This window comes from Nocardia sp. NPDC060220, from assembly GCF_042727815.1.
Classification (GTDB): Bacteria; Actinomycetota; Actinomycetes; order Mycobacteriales; family Mycobacteriaceae; genus Nocardia.
This window is the reverse complement of the sequence record NZ_JBHWZY010000406.1, coordinates 1-6,109: the sequence shown is the minus strand read 5'-3', so window position 1 is coordinate 6,109 and position 6,109 is coordinate 1. Positions and strand designations below refer to the sequence as shown.

Below are 6,109 nucleotides of genomic sequence, written 5' to 3'. Positions count from 1 at the left end.
GTCTCAGTACCTTGACCGAGATTCGCGACCAGGCGAATGAAAAGTTCGAAGCCTTGGAGAAGAAGGCCGCGGCGGCGAAATCCGCGTACGGTGAGGCGAATGGGCGGGCGAACCCGATCGGACCCGTGGTGGCCGTTACGATCGATCGTCTGACCGGGCGTGTCTATGAAGCGGCGAATGGCGCGCCGGAATCCGGCCTCCGCGTCGCTGACCTGCACCCGAGGTTGTACGAAAACGCCGAAGCGACCGGTCAAGATATGGCCGAGCTGGCCAAGGGCAACAAGGACGCGACGGTGTGGGATCACGGCGACGATCCGCTTCGCCATGCCGAGGTCCGCACGACCAACGAAGCGCTGCACGATCGCGAACGAAACGGTGAGCGCACCGATCGCGCCTCGATGGCGGCGCTCGTTCACGCACCCACGAATCTCAAGTCGGCCGAAGGCGTCGTGTGCTGTGCGAACTGCACCCGAATGGTTTCCGGGACGGAGAGCGCCGAGGGCTTCTCCCGCAGGCACGCCGAGGGTGTGCCGCAAGACATTGTCGACGCCGAACTCCGCGCCGACCTCGAAGGCTCGGCGAATCCGGATGGCACGCCGAGGAAGCCACCCCTTGTCTCTTGGGACGGTGCGCTGCGGGCCGATACCGACTTCATGGGTGACGAAGACGGCGAAACACGGAACCGGAAACCGGATTTCGCTGACCCGGAGCCTGAACCGACGCAGCGCGAGGTCCGCGTCGAGCTGGGTGCCAACGGAGAAGTCGTCGCGCTGCACATCCAGCTGGCAGACGGGCAGTGGGTGGTCGCGCGGAACGACGGCGACGAGGCCACCCAGCATGTGCCCGCGCGCAACGACGCCGACATTCCCGAAGTCGACAACCGGAATGCCCTGCGGAAACTGGTCGACGATCTCAATGCCGGGTATCAGGGGCTGAATCTCAAGTACCCGTCCGGATCGGGGCTCGACGGGCGCGGACAGACCGCGCTGCGCGACGGCGTCAGCGGCGGCGCGCATCTGCTGACCGACCCGCCCGCGTCGCCGGCACCCGCGCATCCCGCGCCGCCGGTGGACGGTCCGATGATCAGCGAACCGCCGCCCGGCGCAGGAGATCCCGCGTTGAACGTGGCGCGGATCGGCAAGGAGGGGCTCACCTGGTACCACAACCGTGAGCACATTCCGGTTATCGGCGGGATACTGGGACGCGAGGCGGATTCGGCAGGCGATTACCGCCCGGTGTACTTCCCCGACGGCACCGAATACCGGCCGTGGATCTCCGACGCCGATCCGAATGCGGTGCGCGACACCGTGCTCAGCGAGCTGCGGGCCAACCGGATGGACGCCGACGAGGTCCGCGACATCCTGAAACAACTGTTCGCCGATGCTCGCGATCCGCGGCTGCGCCAAGACCTGATCGACGATCTGGAATTCAACGGACTCATCGACACCGACGAGGCGCGGGCGATGGAGGACGCACCCCTTCCGCCCGCCGAGGCGCCGCCGGAACAGCAGGGTCCGCCGCCTGAGGGCGAGACGCTGACCGAGATGGCCGAGCGGCTCGGTATCGATCTCGACGGTGAGGGAGCTCGGGATGTGCGCCGGGCGATCGATCTCCAGAGTCACCGGCTGCTGCGCGAGATCGGTGCGATCGAGGGCCTGGCCGACGCGGCACGCCGAGCCGACGAGGAACAGACCCGCCCGTACCGGCGCGCGGATCATCCCGCCGACCCGGCACCTGCCCCTGACGACCGGACACTGCACGGACCGGACCGCCTGCGCGAGATCGAGTCGGACGAACCACGCGACGACGCCGACTATTACGACGACGAACCGGGTGGTGCCGACCCATCGCGGAGTCACTGGGGCGATACCAGCGCCCCACGCCCGGTGCCGTTCTCGCGGGAAGTCAGCTTCCTCGACAAGGATCCGCTCGGCCGGTTCCTGCGCGACCTGATCGTCGCCTTCGAGGGCGTCACCTCGCTGCGCGACTACGACCGGGTCGGCAACGGCGCGGACCGGCTGCCCGAATGGGCCAGCTTCTCCGATGATCGGGAGCCGGGCCGGGACGAGGCGCGGGCCCGCGAGTTCTTCGAACACGCGCTGCGCCGCGACCAGCTGCGTGACGAATTGTCCGGCTGGGCGGCGATGTTCGGCCGTGACCTCGGCGATCTGTCCGGCGATCGCATGGAGCCGACGCTCAACGAGCTGCGTGACGCGGCGCGGCAGCGGGCACAGAACCTCGCCGATTTCATCGCCGCCGCGCAGCCGATCCTGCAGGGTGACGGCGCCGAACCGGTGGGCAAGTCCTACGGTGATCAGGTCGCGCGGGTGCCCGATGCCGACGGCGGGCCGGACCGGTTGCTGGTTGTCGACGGTGCGCTCGACCGTGAGGAGGCGCTGGCCCGCGCGCTGCGGGACAACCCGGAGCTGGCGATCGACATCGACAACGGGGTACTGCGGCCCGACTTCCGGGCCGTGCACGCCGACGGCGCGGGCAGGCAGTTCCTCGATCCGGTGGCCACACCGGAGGTGCAGCACATTCGGCGCACCGTGGATGGCGCCGAACTGCAGGTGACGATGATGCGCGGCGAGGACGGCGAGTGGCGCCCGGTCCAGGCGACACCGGAACCGCCACCCGTCCCGCGCGACCGTGCAGACATGGTGCGCGAAATCGTCGATCTGGCACGGCAACTCGGTCTGGGTCCGGCCGCGCTGCACCCGGACAACATCGACGCCACCATCCGTGCGCTGCACCTGGACAACGCGGTACGCGCGGGGCAGGCCGAGGCGCTGTTCGATTACGCCCGCACGATGGCCGACATCGAGACCTTCTACCTGATCGGTGACGCGCGCGATCAGCTGACATCGCGGCTCGGTCTCGCGGAGAGCGAGCTCACGCCGAGACGGATCGCCGAGGCCCTCACTGATCCGAAACAGCGGCGCGGCAAACGCCAGCAGCAGTTCGAAGACCTGCTCGACGGGCAGCAGCGCGAACCGAGCAAGACCGCGGGCTACTCCCAGCAGCTGCGCAACGTCGACGCGGCCGCGGTCAAGGCGGCGCAGGAAGCGCTGATCAAGGCACTGAGCCCGGGGAATCCGGAGGCGCTGCGCCCGAAGGTCAGTAAGACCGACCCGCGCACCGGCCGGTCGAAGGTCGGCCCGGCCGAGAGCGGCATCGATCCGGCCAAGCTGCGCAAACTCGTCACGCGGATGCACCGGCTCGGCGCGGGCGACCATGCGCGGGAGGCGCTGACCGCCTACGCCGACGCGCTGATGCGCATCGACCCCTACACCGATCATCCCGCGGGCACCAGAGCGGCTGATCCGCGCACCACCGGCGACCCGCACATCTACGACCGCGACGCGATCCACGGACTGCGTGATGTGGTCGGCGCCGCCGAGCCCGGTGCGAATCCCGTCGATTTCGCCGCCCAGGTCGCAGGCAACATCGCCCGCTCCTATGGCGCGGACGAGCCGGTCGGCCCGAATGATCCACGGCCACAGCCGAATCGGGACTGGGCACGCTTGGTCGGAGTGGATGTGTCCACCGCCGACGGTGCGAAGTTCGTCGAGATCTACGAGGCCTACCGCGACGGCAAGATCGAGAAGCACGAGGGTCTGAGCCCGGAGAAGCTGGCCGCCGAGATCGCGGCCATCCGCGAGGAGATCCGCCTCAGAACCGAGCAGCTCGAGCAGCTGAAGGCGCTCACCGACGAGTTCTACCGGCCGGTGGCCGACCTGCCGCCCGCCGAGGGAACGCCGGCCAGAGAGCACCCCGGCTCGCAGCCCGACGCGTTGCCCGAGGGGCGGCGCGGACTGCCCGCGGCGCCGGAGAGTGGCAAGCCGGGCGGGGGTCCGCAACCGGTTGGCCCGCAACCGGATTCGGGCCGACCCGATTCCGAGGTGCCGCCCGAACGCGGCCGCGACCTCGACGATCGGGCCGACGCGAAGCTCGACCAGACCATGCGCAAGCTGGACGAGGTCGCCGGCGAACTGGCCGAACCGATTCCCTCGCTGGACGATCTGGTCGGACCGGGCGAGCCGGTCGATCCGCTGGCGATGATCGACGACGCCGTCGAACGCCAGAACAAGCTGCACGACCAGGCGGACGAGCGACGCGCCGACGGCGCCGATGCCGCCCTGGAGGACACGCTGCGTGATCTCGACGGTGTCGACGCGGATCTGGCCGCGTTGGAGTCGTACCTGCGCGCCCAACGGGATTTCGACGCCGCGCAGGCGGACATCGCCGCCAGGTTCGAGGAACTGGCGGCCAGGGACGCGGAGACCGCCGCGCAGCGTGGCGATGACGCCGACGCGGATTTCGCCGTGCGCGCGGCCGACCTGGCCGCGCTCGAGTCCTACCTCGCCGCGCAGCAGCAGTTCGACGCGTTGCGTGCCGAACTCGCCGAGGCCGCGCAGACACGGCCCGACGAGCTCGACGCCGAGGCGTTGGCCGACGCGCAGGCCCTCGAGTCGTATCTGCGGGCACAGCAGGAATTCGACGCTGCCCGTGCGGAAATGGCCGCCCGGTTCGCCGCCGCGGTCGAACGGCAGGGTGGTGCCTCGACGCCGGACAGTGGGGACGGGTCGACAAGCGAGAGCGGCAACAGTTCGCGTTCTGAGGGCGGTTCCCGCGACAACGACGGTTCGCGCGAGGACGACGGTTCGCGTGACGATGACGACGATTCGGGGGATCCGCCCGCGGCGCAGACGGCGCCCGGCGGCCCGCCGTCCAAGCCGCCGTCGCGTCCGCCGACCGCGCCGAGCCCGGAACCCGAGGAGCCGGCGAAGAATTCGTCGCCACTGGACTTCGGTCTGCCCAAGACGCCCGCCGACCTGGCCGTACCCGGCGACGCCGTGCTGGATCAGCCGGTCACCGACGGTGTCGACGCCGGCGACGCACCCCAGCGCGCGTACCAACGCCGAGACTTCCTCAACGATGTCCACCAGTTCCTGCAGGAACTCAGCGATCTGCCGCCCTCGGCCACCGCCGACACGCCACCGCTCACCCCGGAGCAAGCCGAACAGGTCCGCGTACTCGCCGAAGCGCTCGGCCTCGGTGACGCGCTCACCGGCCAGCGTGATCCGCTCGGAGCGCTCGCCGAGATCGCCGATATGGCGCGGGCCCGCGGATTCCTCGACAGCGCACTGGATCCCGACGCCGAACTCGGCACACCCATGCGGTATCCGGACGACTACGAGCCGCTCGACGTCGACGAGTTGCAGGACGGGCTCGACCACTGGCGGGTCGAGGGCGATCCGCAGGTGCGTGCCGAGATGGCCGAGGAACCGCGGCTGGCCGGACTCGACGACGCCCGACCCTCCGTCGGCGCCGATCCGGAGCCGAACCCGCAGGCCACGCCGCTGCACCCGTCCGCGATACTGCCGCCGGAAGACGGTGCGCGCCGGCCCGGCGGGCCGAGGATCGAGCCCGCGCAGCAGGCGATGGATCGCCTGGCCGCCAGGTTCGGTGTGGATCTCACCGATGCGGGTTCCCTCGACGCCGCCCGGTACCGCCAGTTGCTGCGGGCGGGTGCGGTCGAGGCGTTCGCCGCCGCGGTCCGGCATGCCGAGGCCGCCACCGATCCGCAGCAGCGGGCGCTGCGCGAGGCCATCGCTCGGCGCTGGGCGGCCCGGCTGGGACTGCCTGCCGACCCCGGTCTCGTCCGCGCCGCCGACGACCTCAACCGGTTGCGCGCAGGGGTGACGCGCGACGCCGGTGATATGGCGCACCTGTATCAGATGGTGCGCACCGAGCTTGACGACCGCGTGCTGTCGCTCGACGTCGACGGCGACAAGATGCTGGTGCGGCTGGTGGCCGACGGGCCCGACGCCTGGCATCTCGAACCACTCGCGCGCATCGAACCGAAGCCGTTCACCTCGACCGCGGACAAGGCGGTCGAGGTGCCGCCGAAGAAGAACTGGCTGCGCAAGCTGTGGGACCGGCTCGTCAATCGCGGCTACTACGGCGACAATCCGAAGTACCCGTCCGGATCGAGCATGGACGGTGCCGGTCAGTCGATGCTCGGCCACAGTGCCGGGCTGCCGTTGACCACGGTGAAGGACTCGACACCAGGCCAGCCAGGTGGCGAATACGACCAGCTGCAGAT

1 protein-coding gene and 1 pseudogene are annotated in these 6,109 nt (G+C 70.0%); one reads left to right on the top strand and one right to left on the bottom strand.

What is annotated here, in order from left to right; all coding sequences use genetic code 11:
- Positions 1-416 (bottom strand): hypothetical protein (locus tag ACFWF3_RS20855; RefSeq protein WP_379314927.1); only part of this gene is annotated, 416 nt, incomplete at its 3' end.
- Positions 417-473: 57 nt separating this feature from the next.
- Between ACFWF3_RS20855 and ACFWF3_RS20850 the strand changes: the two are divergent.
- Positions 474-6,109 (top strand): annotated as a pseudogene (locus tag ACFWF3_RS20850) (hypothetical protein); the annotation flags it as partial.